The sequence below is a fragment of the Niabella agricola genome, from assembly GCF_021538615.1.
Classification (GTDB): domain Bacteria; phylum Bacteroidota; class Bacteroidia; order Chitinophagales; family Chitinophagaceae; genus Niabella; species Niabella agricola.
Genome location: NZ_JAJHIZ010000002.1, coordinates 685,765 through 704,395 on the forward strand (window position 1 = coordinate 685,765; position 18,631 = coordinate 704,395).

Sequence of the window (18,631 nt, forward strand, 5' to 3'; positions counted from 1 at the left end):
CGAGATGATAGATATTAGACGTTAGATATTTGATACCAGGCACCAGATGTCTATCGTCTAATATCTGGGGCCTGGCGTCTATAAAATATCGATCGCAGATAGAGCATGAAGCAGTAACGGCATCTTTACTTTTATATTTAATATTTCTTATTGGTTATTTTACATTCCCGAAGGGTAGTTCCAGCTTGGCTCGTTTTTTATACTCGCTGCTTACTACTCACTTTTTTCTACTCCTGCAGATATTAAACGGAGCACAGATCATGGAATAGGAGCGGTATCTTCATTCCCATATTTCCACATTTTCACATTTTCAAATTACCAGACAACATCTTCTTCATCATAATATCCGTCTGCTCTTCGTTCCCCAGCCTGAAAATATGTTTATCGAAGGCCACAAATCCGTTCTTCTCATAAAAGCGGATGGCGCGCCGGTTCTCCTCCCAAACCCCCAGCCAAAGGTATTCCAGGCCTTTATCTTTGGCCACCTGGAGGGCTTTGTCATAAAGCAGCTGACCTACTTTTTTACCAAGGAAAGCCTGGAGCACATAGATCCGTTCGATTTCAAGCGATTTGTTATCTTTTATTTCGGTTTGAGCGCTGCCGGTATTTAATTTTAAATAGCCAATCACCTGTTGATCCAGCAGGGCAAAATAAAATTCGCAGTGGCTGTTTTCCAGTTCGCCGGTAAGTTTTGCTGCTGAAAATCCTTCTTCCAGGTATTTCCGCATGTTTTCTTCTGTATTCGATGCGGCAAATGTTTCAGCAAATGTTTCCCGGCCGATCCGTTGCAGCCGGGGCACGTCGCCGGGAGCTGCTCTTTCGATTGTTATTTGTTTCATTACACAGGTGTTGATGTCAACGATAAAGCCGTCTTCAAACGCCCATCCGGAGATGCGCCTTTAAAGACGGCTTTATTTAAATTGTTTTACTTAATGATCTTAAAGAACCGTTTCCAACGGGGGCCGTTCTCATAACTGAACCAGATCATGGCCGCCTTTCCTACCACATGATCTTCGGGCACAAAGCCCCAGTAGCGGCTGTCCTGCGATTTATGTCGGTTATCGCCCATCATCCAGTAATAGTCCATTTTAAACGTGTATTTGTTGGTGGCCACGCCGTTTATTACAAAACTGCCATTGGGATTTTCAACCAGGTTGTTTTTTTCATATACCTGTATGGCCCTGCGGTATAGAGCAATATTTTCCGGTGTAAGGGTAATCGTCGCGCCCTTTTTGGGGATCCAGATGGTTCCGAAATTATCCCGGTTCCATTTGAAATGCACGGTGTCAAAGGGAAATGTACCTTGCTCCGTATAGTTGGCAGGGAAAATATCTTTAACAATACTATTGGGGTCTATCACGGAAAGTTTTCTCAGAATATCCAGTTCCGGAAGGGTAAGATTGATGCTGTAGTTGCCCCCGCTCATCATGCCAAAATCCGGGCCGGAGCCTTCCATATTCAGCCGGATGCCGGACTCACGCAGAAAATCGGCATCAATAGGCGCATTATTCTTGGTCCGGAAGGAATAGAAAGTGGCAGAGGTGGGGGGCACATAGCCCGGTTCGTTATTGATGTACACAATACCATCCACGATCTTCAGCGAATCGCCGGCAACTCCGATACAGCGTTTAATATAGTTATCGGTTTTATCAACCGGGTGCACGGCCAGGGGCTGAAATTCAGGATTGTTCAGTACCTGGTCGCGCCCATAGGCCCGCACCAGTGAATAATAAGGCTGAAAAGACTGGTATCCTTCTTTATTGATGACGGTATCTCCTTCGGGAAAATTAAATACCACGCAGTCGTTCCTTTTTACCGGCGACGCAAACCAGCGGATATAGGGTAACTGGATTAACGTAGTATACGATTTGGCGCTGCTTCCCGGCAGGTAGTTATGTACAAACGGCACGGAGAGCGGAGTATTGGGGATCCGCGGTCCGTAGCTGAATTTACTTACAAAAAGATAATCGTTAATCAGCAGTGTTTTCTCCATGGAGCTGGAAGGAATTACATAGGCCTCAAAGATAAAGATCCGGATAAGGGTAGCGGCAACAACGGCAAAGATGGCCGCATCCACCCATTCTCTCCAGGCCGGTTTCTGGTGGTGCTTCACACCTTCGGCCTTAATAAAACGGGCGTCCTTATTACGCGCGAGCCAGGGAAAATAAAAAGGAGCAAATAAAGCCGCAAAAAAATGATCGGCGAACGAGAACCGGCAAAATACTTTTGCAAATTCGATGAAGATACCCGGGGTGATGAACCATCCCACTACCGGGATGAACTGCCAGAACACCCAATGTTTCGGCCGCCCCGTAATTTCCTGCATCACCCAGGTGTTATAAAAGGGAATATAGGCTTTCCAGGATGCCTGTCCTGCTTTTTTAAACAAAGGAGCCAGGCCGAATGAAGGAAGAAATACCAGGAGGATACTGATCAGATAGACAACAATTAAATGGTGCAGTGGCATCGATTCAAACTATTTTAATCAACAAATTTATTGTAAAGGGGGCAGATTGTTCCCTTTTACCCTACATAATTAACAATTTAACGGCTTCTAATAAAAGAGGCTGCCCCCAAATATATGGAAACAGCCTCTTGCTATAGCAAAAATCTTTATTTGCGCTTCTTAACTGCCGGCTTTTGGGATGTACCTCCCTTTTGATAAGTGTCGGCGAGCTTAACCGCCTCGTAGGCGTTTACGATACCGCCGGTTGTAGAAAGATCGGCGAGGGAAACCACTGTGCCGGTTTCGGGATTGGTAACTTTCTCGGCAGGTTTTACTACAGATTTTTCAATGATCTCTTTTACCTGCAGGGCCGTAAGGTCCGGGTAATAGCTCATGATCAGCGCCGCCAGGCCGGTAACTACCGGGGCCGCCATACTGGTGCCCTGCTGATTGCCATACGTATTGCCGCCCGGCAGGGTGGAGTAGATCTGTACACCGGGCGCAAAAACGTCTACTTCTTTTTTTCCGTAATTGGAGAAATTAGCCACCAGGCCGCTTTTGGCATCCGGCCCGCTGGCACCCACCGTAATCCAGGTGGAGGGCCTGCTTTTATCCAGGTAATAAGCTGAGGGGAAGTTGAAGGTGGTATCATTATTCTGCTTGTCGTTCCCTGCAGCATGGATCAGCAGCACGCCTTTATCAACGGCATATCTGACCGCATCATCCACCCATTTTTTTTCGGGGGAGAAGCCTTTCCCAAAACTCATGTTGATGACGCGGGCGCCATTGTCAACAGCGTAACGGATGGCCAGGGCTATGTCTTTGTCATGCTCATCACCATTGGGTACGGCCCGTACCGCCATGATCTGTACGTTATCGGCCACACCGTCCATTCCCAGGTTATTCATCCTTGCCGCGCCTACGATGCCGGCAACATGAGTGCCGTGCATGGCCGATTCCTCATCTACGGTAAGATTGTTATTACCATAGAACCGGTCTTTGATATCGTTATAGTTGTCTTTTACCACCTCATCGCGATAGGCTTCAGGTGCCTGCTTTTTGTTGTTCATTTTTTCCACGTCCCGCTCCACTACTTCAATCAGGTCTTTGTTAGTCAGATCGTCGCTGTTATTATCCTTGCTAAAAGCGGTCAGGAAGGCTTTAAACTGGTTGGCATTAACGGTGGTGGCCCGGTAGCCCGATAGGTCTTTTACCGTATATTTTTCTTTTTTCAGATCGATGCGGATGATCTCATCGCCGATCTTCATCATTTTGAGCGCTCTTTCCAGGAACAGGTCATCCGAGCCGCTCTCATCGGGTTTAAAAACATCGTTCTTGGCGCGCACCCAGGTTTTGTAAGCTTCCTGTTCGGCGGCGGGAACCTGGTCGGCCGTCTTGCCATCGTATTTGTTCTTTAATCCCCAGTAAACCCTTGCGGCTTCATAGGAATCTTTAGTCACATTTGCTTTCCCGTCGCGGCTGCCAATAAAATTCCAGCCATGTACATCATCAATATAACCGTTTTTATCATCGTCAATCCCATTGCCGGCAATTTCGCCTTTATTGATCCACAAAACGGAGCGAAGATCCTCATGGGTGGTGTCGATGCCGGAATCTATGATACCGGCAACCACGGGTGTGCTTTTTTTGTGCTTTGATTTCAGGAAATCATAGGCCTTGTCCAGGCTGATGCCGTAATAGCCGTCTGTTTTCAGATCTTTGAGATGCCATCCTTTCGGAACATCGGATTGGGCATAACCTGTCATCAGCAATGAACTACCCAACAGGGCCAATCCGGCTTTTTTCAACAATTTCATCATGTATGGTCTAAATTGTGTTTCGTAATGCAAAAGCTGCAAATTTAACGGATCTCCTTTAAAGATTATCTTAAAAGAGGTCTCCTTAAAGGCAGGGTCCGCTACTGTTATTTACGATGCGGCCCGGTTTTGAACCGTTGCACTTTTAATGTTCTTTAAGTAATATTTATCAGTTAAGGTCAAACCGGATGCCCTGGGCCAGTGGCAGGGCAGTACTGTAGTTAATGGTATTGGTTTGCCGCCGCATGTAATTTTTCCAGGCATCGCTGCCGCTTTCTCTTCCGCCTCCGGTTTCTTTTTCGCCACCAAAAGCCCCGCCGATCTCGGCACCGGAAGTGCCGATATTTACATTGGCGATGCCACAATCGCTTCCCGCGGCAGAAAGAAATTGTTCGGCTTCCCTTAGGTTTAAGGTCATGATAGCGGATGAAAGTCCTTGCGGAACGGCATTCTGAAGTGCAATTGCTTCCTCCAGACCGTCATATTTTAACAGGTACAAAATGGGCGCAAAGGTCTCTTCTTTTACTATAGAAAAGCCAGATTCAACCTCTGCTACACAGGGTTTTACATAGCAGCCGCTGCTGTAGCCGTTTCCCTCCAGAACCCCGCCTTCCACCAGAAACTGTCCTCCTTCCTGCCGGCACCTTTCTATGGCCTGCAGATAAGCTTGTACGGCAGCCTGGTCGATGAGCGGCCCCACGTGGTTGGCGGGATCCAGCGGGTCCCCAATCCTAAGCTGGCCATAAGCCTGCTTTAATTTCTCCTTTACGGTTTCATAAACGGAAGTATGAATAATCAGGCGGCGGGTAGTGGTGCAGCGCTGCCCGGCAGTACCAACTGCACCAAACAAGGCCCCCGTTATAGCGATATTGAGGTCAGCGTCCTTCGAGATGATGATGGCATTGTTGCCGCCGAGTTCGAGCAGGGAGCGCCCCAGGCGCCCGGCTACCGTTGCTGCCACGGACCTGCCCATACGGGTAGAGCCGGTTGCGGAAACAAGGGCCACCCGGGTATCTCCGGCCAGCCATTCGCCTGCGGCTCTTTCCCCGGAAATTAAATTGCAGACTCCCTCTGGTACATTGTTGACTTCGAATACTTTAGCAATAATTTGTTGGCAGGCGATGGCGCAGAGCGGGGTTTTTTCCGACGGCTTCCATATACAGGTATTGCCACAAACCCAGGCCAGCATGGCGTTCCAGCTCCAAACGGCAACGGGGAAATTGAATGCAGAAATAATACCCACAACTCCCAGGGGATGGTATTGCTCATACATGCGGTGACCGGGGCGTTCGCTGTGCATAGTGAGCCCATAAAGCTGCCGGCTGAGCCCCACCGCAAAATCGCAGATATCGATCATTTCCTGTACCTCGCCCCAGCCTTCCTGCAGGCTTTTTCCCATTTCATAGGATACCAGTCTGCCAAGCGCATCTTTGGATGTCCGCAGGGCATCGCCGACCTGCCGTACTACTTCGCCCCGCCTGGGTGCCGGCCAGCTACGCCATTCTTTAAAGGCCAGCTGTGCCTTTGCAACAACTTCGTTATAGGTACCCTCCGGGGTGGCGGCTGTAGAACCGATAAGCAGACCATCTACGGGAGAGTAAGAGGCGATATCGTCGGAGAGCGGCCCCAGCCATGCACGGCCCGTGCTGGTGCCCGGGTTGCTTTTTTCAATGCCCAGTGTTTTTAAAAAATCCATAGTTGTGATTTTGATCCGGGAATTTACGAAAAATAAACGGAGGGCAGGGCCCTATTGCGCTTCGCGGTTAAATTTCTACTGCGAAGACGCGAGGATCGCCAGGGAATTGGTAGGTCAATGCGCCAAACACTTTGCCAACGCTGCGAAAAACCTTACGATTAAAACTTAACGGCGATATGCGGAAGATATTCTGCAAGGGCAGTTGTTATTAAATCGCTTTGCCAACTTTGCGGATCCTTAGCCTCCGTTGCGTTTTAAATAGCTAATCGCAATGGTCTCAAAGCACCTGCAATGGATGCAACGAAAACCTGTGTAAATCTTATGCCCCTTGTGAACCTTGCGGAACCCTGGCGCTTTTGCGTTCAAACTTTAACCGCAACGCAAGGCATCCGTAAAGGGCACAAAAAAGTTGCTGTCAAATCGCTTTGCGGACGCTTAGCCTCCGTTGCATTTAAAACGCAACTGCGATGTGCACAAGCTTAGGATCGCCAGGGAGCATTCCTCGCGGTTACACCGAAGCACTTCTTTAAATTCCCGCTGATTTCATGTAAGTTTGAAGTATTTACCAAATATAAAAGCAAGGGATCGATATGAGTGAAAAACGTATACGGATATTAGTGGCGGGCTGCGGAAATATGGGCAGTTCGCATGCAGCCGCCTACCACCAGATGGATGCATTTGAGATCTGCGGACTGGTATCCCGGGGCCATAGCAACCGGGAACTGAATGAAAAGCTGGGAGGGCATTATCCGCTTTATTCCGATTACTATGAAGCGCTTGCAGAAACAAAGCCAGACGCGGTCTGTATTGCCACTTATCAGGATACCCATGAAGCATACGCCATCAAAGCCCTGGAAGCGGGCGCCCATGTATTCATCGAAAAGCCGCTGGCCGATTCCGTTGCCGGCGCCGAACGGGTGGTAGATGCGGCCAAAAAATACCAGCGGAAACTGGTGATCGGTTACATCCTGCGGCATCATCCTTCCTGGAAAAAATTTATTGAACTGGCCTCAGGTTTGGGCCGGCCGCTGGTGATGCGGATGAACCTGAACCAGCAAAGCAGCGGGCATGCCTGGCAGGTGCATAAGAAATTCCTTTCCAACATGAGCCCCATCGTAGATTGTGGCGTGCATTATATTGATGTGATGTGCCAGATGGTCCGCTCCAAACCGGTGCAGGTAACCGCCATTGGCGCGCGTCTTTCCGATTCCGTTCCGGAAGATAATTATAACTACGGCCAGCTGCAGCTCCGTTTTGAAGATGGCTCCGTAGGCTGGTATGAAGCAGGATGGGGGCCCATGATCAGCGAAACGGCTTTTTTTGTGAAGGATGTAATCGGGCCGAAGGGTTCGGTTTCGATTGTTGCAAAAAATGCAGGCGGAGCGGGGGCTTCTTCCAATATTGATGCGCATACCAAAACAGAATCGATCTTATGGCATCACGCCGATATTGATGCCGACGACCGGTTTACAAAAAAGGATGAATGGATCGATATGCAGGATGAGCCCGATCACCAGGAATTGTGCAACCGGCAGCAACGGTATTTTTATGATGCAATCGTTAAAGATGCAGATCTTACCGACCATATGAACGATGCGGTAAACAGTTTGCGGATCGCATTTGCATGCGATGAATCGGTAAAAACCGGGCAGGCAGTGTTGCTTTAAACGAAAATAGTGTTGGCTGTCTTTTACCTGTCCGTATGCACATAAAAAAGAGGCCGTCTCAAAAGTTCGTCATTTCGAGCGTAACGCCGTGAAGCCGAGAAATCTTCAATATATATTTCAGTTAACGAGATTGCTCCTCCCGATAGCAATCGGGACCGCTTCGTCCCGCAAGGGCGGGATCGAAATGACGGTTCTGGACTTTTGAGTTCGTATGTTTGAAAAAATCATGACTCGAGTATAGAGTAAATTTAATTACAAAAACTCAAAGTCATGATTACAAAGTCAACTAAAGGTAAAGATTTTACCGGTCAAAACATTTATGTAGAAATTGATACGCATCACAAAAGCTGGATGGTTAGTATTTATAGTGATGCGTTTGAATTGAAGACATTTAGTCAGCAACCGGGTGCGGATCAACTTGAAAAGTTTTTAATGAGTAATTATCCAGGAGCCAACTATCACCTGGCCTATGAAGCAGGTTTTTGTGGGTTTTGGATACAACGAGCCTTTCAACGCAAAGGGATCTGCTGTAAAGTGATACATCCAGCAGATGTACCTGCCAGCGATAAGGAGAATAAGCGTAAGACGGACAAAGTGGATAGCCGTAAAATAGTTAAAGGGTTAAAAAATGGGGGATTTGAATGAGGTGCACATTTCAACACAGGATCAGGAAGCTGACCGTTTAATGGTCAGAACCCGATCCAAAATTGTCCAGGATATAAGGTTAACTTCGGCAATCGTATTATTAACAGAGTTGGGAGCTATAACACGTTTTAAGAACATTGATCATTTATGCAGCCATTGCGGATTAACGCCCATTACTCATAATAGCGGAGCAACGGAAAGAATCGGAGGTATAAGCAGAAGATGAAACGCTTTTATTAAGACCATTTTGACAGAGTGCTCCTGGATGGCCATCAGAAAGGATCCGGCGTTGTTATTATATTACAAACAGCTGCTGCCCGGAATGAACGGGAATAAAGCCATTATTAAAGTTGCCCGGAAGTTACTAAACCGGATCAGGTATGTTCTTGTAAATCAAAAAGAATATGTAACGGGAATCGTTGGATAAGAAGCTTTTTATTTTTTAGTTTTATAGGGTTAGGATATATTTTATGGCTTATAAAAACTCAGGTCTGCCATTAAATGCAGGAGGCTGTCTGTGGCTTGTAAACAAGATCACTCTTTTGAGTTTGCATTTGGCAACCTGTAAAAAATAATACATGAAATTGCAGCTTGTGTAACAATGTCTGCTAAGAAAAGATTGTTTTTATAGGGCCTGAAAAAGAACTGCACCAGCTAAAAGCTGATGCAGTATTGAAATTTTAACACTCGATACTTGGTTTTCAACATAGAAGACCGCTTCTTTCACTTTTTGCTATAACGGTTATTTCTTACCCAGGTCCTTAATCCGCAGGTTCCGGAATTTAACATAGGAACCATGACCCAGGAACCCGATATGTCCGGCCTTATTCAGCAATCCCGGGTGCTTCTTATGATCCGGCGTATCGGTATTGTTTTTACTGGCCTTGGCAATATCACCATCAACGATGGTCTTGCCATTCAGGATTACCGTAATATGGTTGCCTACGGCTCTTACTTCCTGGTAGTTCCATTCACCTACCGGTTTGAGATAGCCTCTTAAAGCGGGGATGATTCCGTAAACGGAACCATGGTACTGGTAAGGCTGCAGCTCTTTATAAATAGGTGCTTCATTATCCAGGATCTGTAATTCCATTCCCTCATAAGCGGCATCGCCGGTTAACGGAGCACGGATGCCCAACCCGTTGTTGGCGCCCGGTGTTAACTGGAATTCAAAACGCATCACGAAATCACTGTATTCTTTTTCTGTATACACATTGCGATTCGCTCCTTCAGGAACGGCAATGGTGGGGTCGCAGACAATGGCACCGTCCTGGGCAAAATAGCCTTCGGTATTACCGGTCCAGCCATTCATATCTACCCCGTTAAACATGGGCACAAAACCTTCCTTTTTTTCCTGTGCGCTCAGCACATAGGGTTGGGGACGGGGAATTTCACGCACATATACATCGCGGAATTCAAGCCGGGTCCCATGGGCCTGCAGTTCAATGGCCTCTTTGCTGAATATGGGAATACTGCGATCCCAGTAGTTTTCCAGTATGGTATTATTGGTAACCAGCTGGCCGTTCAGGTAAACGGTTACTTTATTGCCTGCCATTTTAATGCGGAAAGTATTCCATTCATTGATCGGGTTGTCGGCAAAAACCAGCGGAGTGCTCCGGTTTTTCTGGTTGTTGTACAGTCCTCCCGAGCCTACCTGTGCACCTACATCAGTGCGTGAGGGATCCCAGGTTTGCACCTGTGGCGATCCTCTTAAATATACACCACCATCGCCTTTTGCTTCCATGCGCCAATCTACAAACAGTTCGAAGTCTTCATACATTTTATCTGAAACCAGGTTGTCGAACCCTTTGCCGTCAAATACGAGTACCCCGTTTTCCACCCGCCAGTCTTTACGCATTTGTGCATCGGCTTTTTGCTGTGCCTCTGCCAGTTGCTGAGGTGTCATCTTTGCTCTTGTGAGCGGATTGCCCACCAGGCCTTTCCAGCCGGAGAGATCTTTACCGTTAAACATAGATACATAGCCCGGCTCTTTCGGAAGCCCGGCCAGTTGTTTTACCCATGCCGCTTTCTGATACGTCGCTTCGCCATCCTTATTCAGGGAGATCGCCTTGTTTACAATGCCTTCCACCAATGGTCCGTACAGATCGGTATGATCCGTAACAATTGCCATTACCGCCTGTACAGCAGCCTGCTGCAATGCCGCATCATCCAGGTACTTTGATACAAACACGAGGGATAATAATGAACTGTTGGCGGAAATTCCTTTGAGAATATTTGTTTTTTGAGCATTGCCGGAAGCCAGGTCCATGGCCTTGCGGAACATTAGTACTTTCTGATCTACCGGGTTTTTTGAACGGTTGATGCCGGCAATGAAACTGTTAAGCGCATCGTTTTTAAAACCAGCATTCGCCGGATCTTTTGCGATGGCATAAAGTGCGTCCAGCGCCGTAAAATCGCTCCAGGAAGCAAGGGCCTTTAATGCAGCAGCTTTCTGTTCCTGGTTGCCGTTATTAAAGTCGCTCAACACCACTTCCAGTGCTTCTTTGCCGCCGATATCACCCAGCACGGAATAGTAATGGGTTTTACGGGCACCGGCACCGCTCATCAGTTCTTTTACGGCTGCTACCTGTTCTGCCTTTGTTTTCTTTTCTTTAAGGGCAGCAAATAAAGACTGTTGCAGGGCATCGGTTTCTTCGTCATTGGATGCTTGGTTCAGCAGTCCGGCAATCTTTGATTCATCTCCGGGGGCTGCTACATAAGGCAGGGCCTTTATGGCGGCAAGCCGTACTGCAGCATCACTATTAGCGGCATCTGCAAAAACAGCTCCGGCATATTTTTCACCACCGCGACGCGCCACAATATCCATCAGGGCCGTGCGTGCGGTACCGGAAGTTTGCGGCATCAGGGCGGCGGCCTGGCTGGCGACATCGGCACCTTTGATGGTCAGTAACGCATTTTTTGCCGCACCGGCAACGGTCGCATCGCCGGTTTTGATAAGATTCAGCAGCGGGGCAATGGCTTTTTCCTCACCCGCACGCGCAATGGCTGTAATGGCCGCCAGCTGTACCTGTTGATTATTGGAGCCCAGCAGGCTGGTAAGTAATGGCAATGCCGACTGGTCTTTATGTGCGCCAAATACATAGAGGAGGTCTGCCTGCTGACCAGGATCGCCGGCTTTTTTAACCGCATCCTGTATCTGGGCAGCTGTTTGCGCGTCATAGGATTGTTCCAGCAGACCTACAGCGGCTGCGCGATATTGTTTATCAGACGATGAAAGCGCTGCAAGCAGCTCCGGGCGGGCGTTTTCACCGGCTGTTTTATAAAGCAGGGCCAGGACCGCATTTTTGAACTGGGCCGGCAGTGCCTGCATGGTCAATAATTCACGGGCCGTTTTTTCAGCAGTAGCTTTGCCGGTGCCTTCTGCAGTCTTATTAAGATAACGCAGATAGGAGTTAACGGCATTGGATGCCTCTGCTTTATAGTTCACTTTTTGAGCAGCGGCTTTCAGGGTGGCAGCGGACTGGGGATCGCCTATCGTGGCCAGGGAATACAACAATACCTTTTGTGTATTTACATCCTGCGCGGCGGGGTACAGCTGTTGCAGTTTTTTTGCAGCAGGAGCATACCTCATATCACCCAGTGCCTTGATCAATGTGATCTGCTGACTGCCTTTTGCACCGGTTAATGCATATAATAAGGCGTTGGCCGCGCTCGTCGTGTTTACCCGCACCAGCACCCGTGCAGCAGGATCGCTAAGCCGTTTATTCAGCAGGTACCCTTTTACAACAGGCACCACTTCATCTCCAGCAACATATTGCAGTTCCTGTAAAAGGAAATCCTTTACCTCATCGCTTTTGGCGGCTTTGATTCCGTTTGTAAGTGCCAGAGCGGCTGTACGTTTTGCGGCACGATCGGATCCTTTGCCAAGGTATTTTGTCAATCCGCTGATGGCATAACGGGCTGCTTCATCGGTCCGTTTGCCGGGCGGCTGCACATATGCAATAATTTTCCGGTATCCCGGTTCCCCGATGCTTACCAGTTCCTGCATGGCGGCGTCCAGCGCCGCTGTATTTTGCGGCGGCAATTTCATTAAAAGATCCGCCACTTTTGTTTCGGTGGTTCGTACATCTGCTTTTTGCTGCGCGGAAGCCATGCCCGCCAGTAATAGAACTATAAAAGTTAGTATTGTAAATTTTTTCATCTTCTGGTTTTTTAGGATCATCAAATGGACCAAGGTCCGCGCATGGGTTGATTCATGAGTGCATTGGCTGCGGCATCGTTTACGAATTCCAGTTTTACCGGGTCAAATTCCAGCGAACGCCCCAGGCGCACGGCAATGATCGCCAGGTTCACCAGGGTAGATGAGCGGAAGCCATTGTCTTCATTCAATGCAAATTTCTGGCGGGTTTTTACAGCCTGTGCAAAGTCACCCAGCTGTGGTTCCGGATCTGGCAGGGCTGCCAGCTTTTTATCTAGGTCGGGGATCGTGGTACGGAAGCCGTTAAACACTTTTCCTTTAGGTCCTTCAATATAAGCAGCATTGGTATCGCGGTTCTCGCCATCCAGGATGATCTTGCAACCATCTTCATACGTCAGTTCAATACGCTTCCAGGTGCCGGCTGCATCGGGGTCCTGTTCAGGAGCATCAACATCGATCCTTACCGGACTGGTATGATCCTTTCCTAAAAAGTATTGCACCGGGTCCAGATAATGTTGTCCCATATCGCCCAGGCCGCCACCGTCATAATCCCAATAGCCACGGAAGGTCTGATGCACACGGTGCGGGTTATAGGGCTTAAAAGGTGCGGGGCCCAGCCATAAATCGTAATCCAATTCCTGGGGTACGGGCTGTACGTCGAGCACGGTTTTCCCGATCCAGAAGAATTTCCAGTTAAAACCGGTGGCTGCATTTACGGTTACTTTCAGTGGCCATCCTAACAAACCGCTTTCCACCAGCTTTTTGATAGGTTTTACGGTAGTATTCATCCCGTAAAAATTATCTTTAAAACGGAACCAGGTATTGAGCCGGAACATGCGTTCATTTTGCTGAATCACTTCCCGTACGCGTTTGCCTTCGCCAATCGTACGGGTCATAGGCTTTTCGCACCATACATCCTTCCCGGCATTGGCCGCATCCACACTCATAATGCCGTGCCAGTGCGGGGGCGTTGCAATATGCACAATGTCGATGGCCGGATCCTGCAGCAGCTCCCGGTAATCGTGATAGGTTTTGGTGCCTTTGGGCGATTTGCCCAGGGCATCGTTCAGATGCTTTTTGTCAACATCGCAAATGGCGACCAGGCGCGCACCGGGATAAGCAATATGGCCCTGCCCCATGGCGCCTACACCAATGATTGCCTTTGTAAGCTGGTCGCTGGGCGCAATATGCCGGCCTCCCAGCACGTAGGAGGGCACAATGGAAAATGCCGCAAATGAAGCAGCACTGTTCTTAATAAATTTTCTGCGATTCATATGAATGTTTAATGGCTTTAAGAAGTTAGTAAACCGTTAATGCTGGCTAAAGATAAGTCTGGCAATTAAATAACTAAAATAATCAGCGCTGTTTTTTTGTATCTTTTTAATGAAGAAACCAGTTTGATAAAAATTATTAATATACAATGGAATCTTTTTGAAAATAATTGTATAAGTAGTGCAATGCTCCTGCATTATAATGAATATCAGGATCGCATGGTTTGGGCATTGTTACAGCATAATTCCGGTACTGCCTGTGGAAACCAAATGGGCCGTTCCGGGTGTGTGGGGTGGCCGTTGTTATTGACGGCGCCGTACGCCGATCTGTTTTATAAAAATAAGTTGTCGCGGGCAGGTTTGTAAAAACAGAAATCATTGTGCGGTGTACGGCAATAACGGGAATGCCGGTTTATTATTGCAGCATATAGCGGCGTAAAAAAAGCGCCGATCCGGAGATTGGCGCTTTGGAATATTCAAATAAAACGATCCTTAATAATGCCAGCGCACAAAGGCTTCCATCGCTGCATAGTGTGTAAGCCCAAGGTCGGCGTAAATAGCCGCCGTATTGGCATTCCGTTCTTCAGCGCGCTGCCAGAACTCACGGTTATCCGATCCCTGGAAGGGAACCATGTCTTTTTGCGACTGGTGGATAAAGATCCCGAACCGCTTTTTTCAATACCTGTTCGGGGCTCATCGGAATGGCCATCTCAATGTCTTCAATATTCCATTCCTGCCAGGCACCTTTGTACAACCATAACCAGCAGTCGCTGATCCATTCATCGCCTTCCTCACGGAGCCGTTGCAAGGCTGCAACCACGGCATTGAAACATACCAGGTGTGTGCCATGCGGGTCAGCAAAATCGCCTGCGCAGTAGATTTGTTGTGGTTTTATTTTGCGCAGCAATTCCATCGTGATCTTGACGTCTTTTTCGCCAAGGGGTTTCTTTTCGATGGTGCCTGTTTCATAAAAAGGCAGGTTCATAAAATGAATATTGCTGTCGGGGATGCCTACATAACGGCAGGTGGCACTGGCTTCACCCCGGCGGATCAATCCCTTGATCTCCCGGATCGTGGGCGTATCGATCTGGTTTGGTTTTTTCCCGGCCACATATTTACGTGTTTGCGCAAGGATCTTTGATGGTTTGTCGGAGTCAATCTTTGCAATGCTGTTAAAGCCCACTGCAAAATCCAGGAAGCGGGTTACAAACTCATCGGTTACCGCGATGTTGCCGGAGGTTTGATAGCCTACATGTACGTCATGCCCCTGGTCGTGCAAACGCTGAAAGGTACCACCCATACTGATGATGTCATCATCCGGGTGCGGAGAAAAGATCAGCACCCGCTTGGGGTAGGGTGTCGAGCGCTCGGGATGCGATGGAATGACCGCATTGGGCTTTCCGCCGGGCCAGCCGGTAATGCTGTCGCGCAGCATATAATATACTTCCAGGTTGATTTCATAAGCATTGCCTTTCTCTACCAGCAGGTCGCTCAGGCCATACTCATTATAATCTTCATTGGTTAGGGAAAGCACCGGCTTTTTCAGGTGCAGTGCCATGTTGATCACGGCTTTTTTAATCAGTTTGGGGGTCCATTCTACTTCCCCGGTCAGCCAGGGCGACTTCAGGCGGGTTAGCTCCGATGCTGCGGGCTCGTCTACGATAAAGGTTACATTAGGATGGCTTTGCAGCAGGGATGCCGGCACGTGTTCGGTTTCATCCTCTTCCACAGCGGCCTTTACCGCCTTTGCTTTTCCGGCGCCCCAGGCCATCAGGATGATCTGCTTTGATTTCAATATCGTGCTGATGCCCATGGTAACTGCCATGCGCGGTACTTCGGAGATATTGGCAAATTCGTAGGAGTTGGCGATCCGGGTGGAATTGTCGAGGTTGATCAAACGGGTCTTTGTATAAACACCGGACCCGGGCTCATTGAAACCGATATGCCCGTTATTGCCAATGCCCAGGATCTGCAGGTCGATACCTCCGGCTTTTTCAATCAGCTGCTCATATGCGGAGCAGGAGGCTTTAATATCCTCCTTCTTTACTTCGCCATCGGGGATATGAACGTTTTTGGGATTGATGTCTACATGATCAAACAAATGCGTTTGCATAAACCGGTTGTAGCTCTGGATGGCTTCCTTACTGATGGGATAATATTCGTCGAGGTTGAATGTAACCACGTTTTTAAAGCTCAGTTTTTCCTCTTTGTGCATCCGTACCAGCTCCGCATACAGGGTTTTGGGGCTGGAGCCGGTAGCCAGGCCAAGCACACATTTTTGTTTCAACTTCTGTTTTTCGCGGATCAGGCTGGCAATGGTCTTTGCAATGGCCAGTGAACCGGCTTTCAGATCCGGGAAGATCTGCACTTCTACCTTTTCCAGCGTATCTAAATGATTTTGCTTAGCAGTTTGTGACTTAGGCATTTGATATTTATTTTATATTGATTTATTGATTGATAGAATTGGATAACAAAGGCAATGGTTATTTGCCAAAATAAGTGGCGCCCCAAAGGTCGTAGCGCTTCTTCTGGACCTCCAGCCGCTTTTTGAAATCTTCAAAGTTACGGTCTGCCTTCGGTTTCCACAAGGCCTCGCTTAACGCGCTCATCCTGGGAAACAACATGTATTCCGCTTTTTGTGGATTGCCGACGTATTCCGTCCACAGGTTGGCCTGCCCGCCCCAGATCAATGGACGTTCGTCTGCCGTAAGACTGTCGGGAACCACCTTCCAGTTGTATACTTTTTCAATGGGCAGATAGTTGCGGTTGTTGGTAATGGTAACAGAATCTTCTTTGGGTGACTGCTGGTAGTCGAAATACACATAGCTGTTCGGGGTCATGATCACCTGGTGTTTCTGACGGGCTGCTGTGATGCCGCCTTTTTCACCTCTCCAGCTCATTACAGTGGCGTTGGGAGCTAAACCGCCTTCCAGGATCTCATCCCAGCCAATGATCTGCCGGCCTTTTGCATTGATGAATTTTTCCATCCGCTGAATGAAATAGCTTTGCAGGTAATGTTCGGGACTATGCTCTTTATCGCCTTTGATACCCAGCTCCCGGATTCTTTTCTGGCAGTTCGGGCATTTTTCCCAGTTCTTTTTGGGGCACTCATCCCCGCCGATATGCACATATTTTGAAGGGAACAGTGGTAATACTTCATTCAGCACATCTTCCAGAAACTTAAAAGTGCTCTCTTTCCCGGCGCAAAACACATCTTCATAAACGCCCCATGCCTGCTGCACCTGTTTCCCGGATTTATCGCCGGACCAGGTGCTTTGTTTGGGGAAATAGTCAAAAGTGGGTTTGTCCGGGAAGCAGCTCAAAAAAGGATAAGCGGCAATGGCGCCGCCACCATGCCCCGGCATTTCGATTTCCGGAATTACCGTAATATATCTTTTAGCGGCATAGGCTACAATTTCTTTCACCTCCGCCTGGGTATAAAAACCGCCATAGCGCTTGTTATCGTTTCCTTTACCGGGATAATTGCCAATAATGGTACCGTTGCGCCAGGCGCCAACACGGGTTAGCTTCGGATATTTTTTGATTTCAATTCTCCATCCCTGATCTTCGGTAAGATGCCAGTGGAAATAGTTCATTTTATGGAGGGCTATATAATCGATGTATTTTTTTACAAATGCTACAGGGAAGTAATGGCGTCCTACATCCAGCATCAGGCCCCGGTATGCCACATCGGGGGCATCCGTAATGGATACTGTGGGAACAGACAGGGTATTGCTTTTTTCAACCGGCAGCAGTTGGATCAGGGACTGGGTTCCGTAAAAAGTACCGGCTGCTGAATTGCCGGCGATCCGGATCGCCGTTTCATCGGCTTCGAGGGTATATCCATCTCCGGAGGCCGATTTTGTAGTTAACAGGATGCCTTTTGTTCCTTTGGAAACAACGGGCAGGGTAAACCCGTAACAGGATTTAAGGTAAGTATTGAAAAGCGCCGCAATATTTTTATCATCTTTTGATATGGCCACAATTGGAGTAGAGCGGTTAAGCATAAAGCGGCCGTTTTTTACCACAAGGGACTTCGGCTGGGGGATAATGCTTACTTCCTGGGCCCGGAGACTAAAAAGGGTGAAACAAGCAACAAAACATAAAATGACACGCATACTTAAGTGATTGAGTTTTGTGCGCCAAGTTAAGGATTTTTTGAGTTAGAAATTAAGAAGGTGCAATGCAAACGATTGTCTTATTTTCGCGTTTTATCTGGTTTATATAAATCGTACAATTTAGGGAGTTTATACAGGATGACGAATATTGAAATGATCGGTTTGTTTTTTGCAGCCTTTGGAAACCTGGATCACCGGGCCATGAATGCCTTGTACAGTGAGGACATCATTTACAGTGATCCACTTTTTGGAATGCTGGAAGGAGAAGCGGTAAAGGATAAATGGGAAATGTGTGTTGGCGAGATCCGGGATTTCCGGTTAACGGTTATCAAAACAGAAGAAATTGATCATGAATATGCAACCTGCCGGTGGAAGGCGACCTGGTACGCCTCCCGGTTCAGAAAGCAAATCGTTTTCGAAGCCAAATCATTTATGCGGTTCTCCGGCGGCCGGATCATTGAGCACAGCGATGGCTTCAGCCTTACCAAATGGATTGCCCAGGCTTACGGATGGAAGGGGCAATTTTTTGGATGGCTCAATTTTATGAAACGGCGGGTGCAAAGGGAATACCGGCAACGGCTGATTGCCTTCTCCAACTCCAGGCTACAGATGCAGGCCGGCGATCAACGCAGGTATCGTTCTGATTCGTTTGATCAATAGCTTGGTTCCTTCCCCGGGTCTCCCTTAAGGGGACCCGGGGAGCCTGTCTTACCCGACTTCCCTCTCGGGATACGTCCCGGGAAGACGAAACACGGGTGTACGGTTCAGGAAGCGTTATGGCAGTACAAGCATCGGGGATTTATGTTCCCGGG

13 protein-coding genes are annotated in these 18,631 nt (G+C 48.2%); 4 read left to right on the forward strand and 9 right to left on the reverse strand.

Annotation, left to right across the window (positions count from 1 at the left end; genetic code table 11):
• Positions 1-302: 302 nt before the first annotated feature.
• The 4 genes from LL912_RS03260 to amaB form a co-directional block, all read right to left on the reverse strand.
• Positions 303-839 (reverse strand): GNAT family N-acetyltransferase, encoded by a 537-nt coding sequence (locus LL912_RS03260; protein WP_235552125.1) that lies wholly within the window; start codon positions 837-839, stop codon positions 303-305.
• Positions 840-925: 86 nt separating this feature from the next.
• Positions 926-2,467 carry a signal peptidase I gene (gene lepB / locus LL912_RS03265; protein ID WP_235552126.1) on the reverse strand — a complete coding sequence of 514 codons (1,542 nt, stop codon included), beginning with the start codon at positions 2,465-2,467 and terminating at the stop codon, positions 926-928.
• 146 nt (positions 2,468-2,613) lie between these two features.
• Complete coding sequence (locus tag LL912_RS03270) at positions 2,614-4,266, reverse strand: S8 family peptidase (protein ID WP_235552127.1); 1,653 nt, start codon at positions 4,264-4,266, stop codon at positions 2,614-2,616.
• A gap of 166 nt (positions 4,267-4,432) precedes the next feature.
• Complete coding sequence (gene amaB, locus LL912_RS03275; protein WP_235552128.1) at positions 4,433-5,959, reverse strand: L-piperidine-6-carboxylate dehydrogenase; 1,527 nt, start codon at positions 5,957-5,959, stop codon at positions 4,433-4,435.
• A 590-nt stretch (positions 5,960-6,549) separates the two neighbouring features.
• On the opposite strand from amaB, the gene LL912_RS03280 reads away from it, so the two are divergent.
• The 3 genes from LL912_RS03280 (at position 6,550) to LL912_RS26165 (ending at position 8,497) form a co-directional block, all read left to right on the forward strand.
• Complete coding sequence (locus LL912_RS03280; RefSeq protein WP_235552129.1) at positions 6,550-7,626, forward strand: Gfo/Idh/MocA family oxidoreductase; 1,077 nt, start codon at positions 6,550-6,552, stop codon at positions 7,624-7,626.
• Positions 7,627-7,896: 270 nt separating this feature from the next.
• The gene (locus LL912_RS03285) at positions 7,897-8,271 is read left to right on the forward strand and encodes a hypothetical protein (RefSeq protein WP_235552130.1); all 375 of its coding nucleotides are present in this window, start codon (positions 7,897-7,899) and stop codon (positions 8,269-8,271) included.
• A 40-nt stretch (positions 8,272-8,311) separates the two neighbouring features.
• Positions 8,312-8,497 carry a transposase gene (locus LL912_RS26165; RefSeq protein WP_406603599.1) on the forward strand — a complete coding sequence of 62 codons (186 nt, stop codon included), beginning with the start codon at positions 8,312-8,314 and terminating at the stop codon, positions 8,495-8,497.
• Positions 8,498-9,013: 516 nt separating this feature from the next.
• Here LL912_RS26165 and LL912_RS03290 read toward each other — a convergent pair.
• From LL912_RS03290 to LL912_RS03310, 5 genes are all read right to left on the reverse strand, one after another.
• On the reverse strand, positions 9,014-12,433 hold the full coding sequence (locus LL912_RS03290; RefSeq protein WP_235552131.1) for a family 16 glycoside hydrolase: 3,420 nt from the start codon (positions 12,431-12,433) through the stop codon (positions 9,014-9,016).
• A gap of 20 nt (positions 12,434-12,453) precedes the next feature.
• Positions 12,454-13,704, reverse strand: a complete 1,251-nt coding sequence (locus tag LL912_RS03295; RefSeq protein WP_235552132.1) for a Gfo/Idh/MocA family oxidoreductase — start codon at positions 13,702-13,704, stop codon at positions 12,454-12,456.
• A 489-nt stretch (positions 13,705-14,193) separates the two neighbouring features.
• Positions 14,194-14,334, reverse strand: coding sequence for a hypothetical protein (locus LL912_RS03300; protein WP_235552133.1), 141 nt, complete (start codon positions 14,332-14,334; stop codon positions 14,194-14,196).
• Complete coding sequence (gene nagB, locus LL912_RS03305; protein WP_235552134.1) at positions 14,309-16,126, reverse strand: glucosamine-6-phosphate deaminase; 1,818 nt, start codon at positions 16,124-16,126, stop codon at positions 14,309-14,311. Before nagB ends, LL912_RS03300 begins: the two co-directional genes overlap by 26 nt.
• Positions 16,127-16,184: 58 nt before the next feature.
• Positions 16,185-17,819 (reverse strand): beta-N-acetylhexosaminidase, encoded by a 1,635-nt coding sequence (locus tag LL912_RS03310; RefSeq protein WP_235552135.1) that lies wholly within the window; start codon positions 17,817-17,819, stop codon positions 16,185-16,187.
• A 138-nt stretch (positions 17,820-17,957) separates the two neighbouring features.
• On the opposite strand from LL912_RS03310, the gene LL912_RS03315 reads away from it, so the two are divergent.
• Entirely contained in the window at positions 17,958-18,479 is a 522-nt protein-coding gene (locus LL912_RS03315) for a nuclear transport factor 2 family protein (protein ID WP_235552136.1), read from the forward strand.
• Positions 18,480-18,631: the final 152 nt, after the last annotated feature.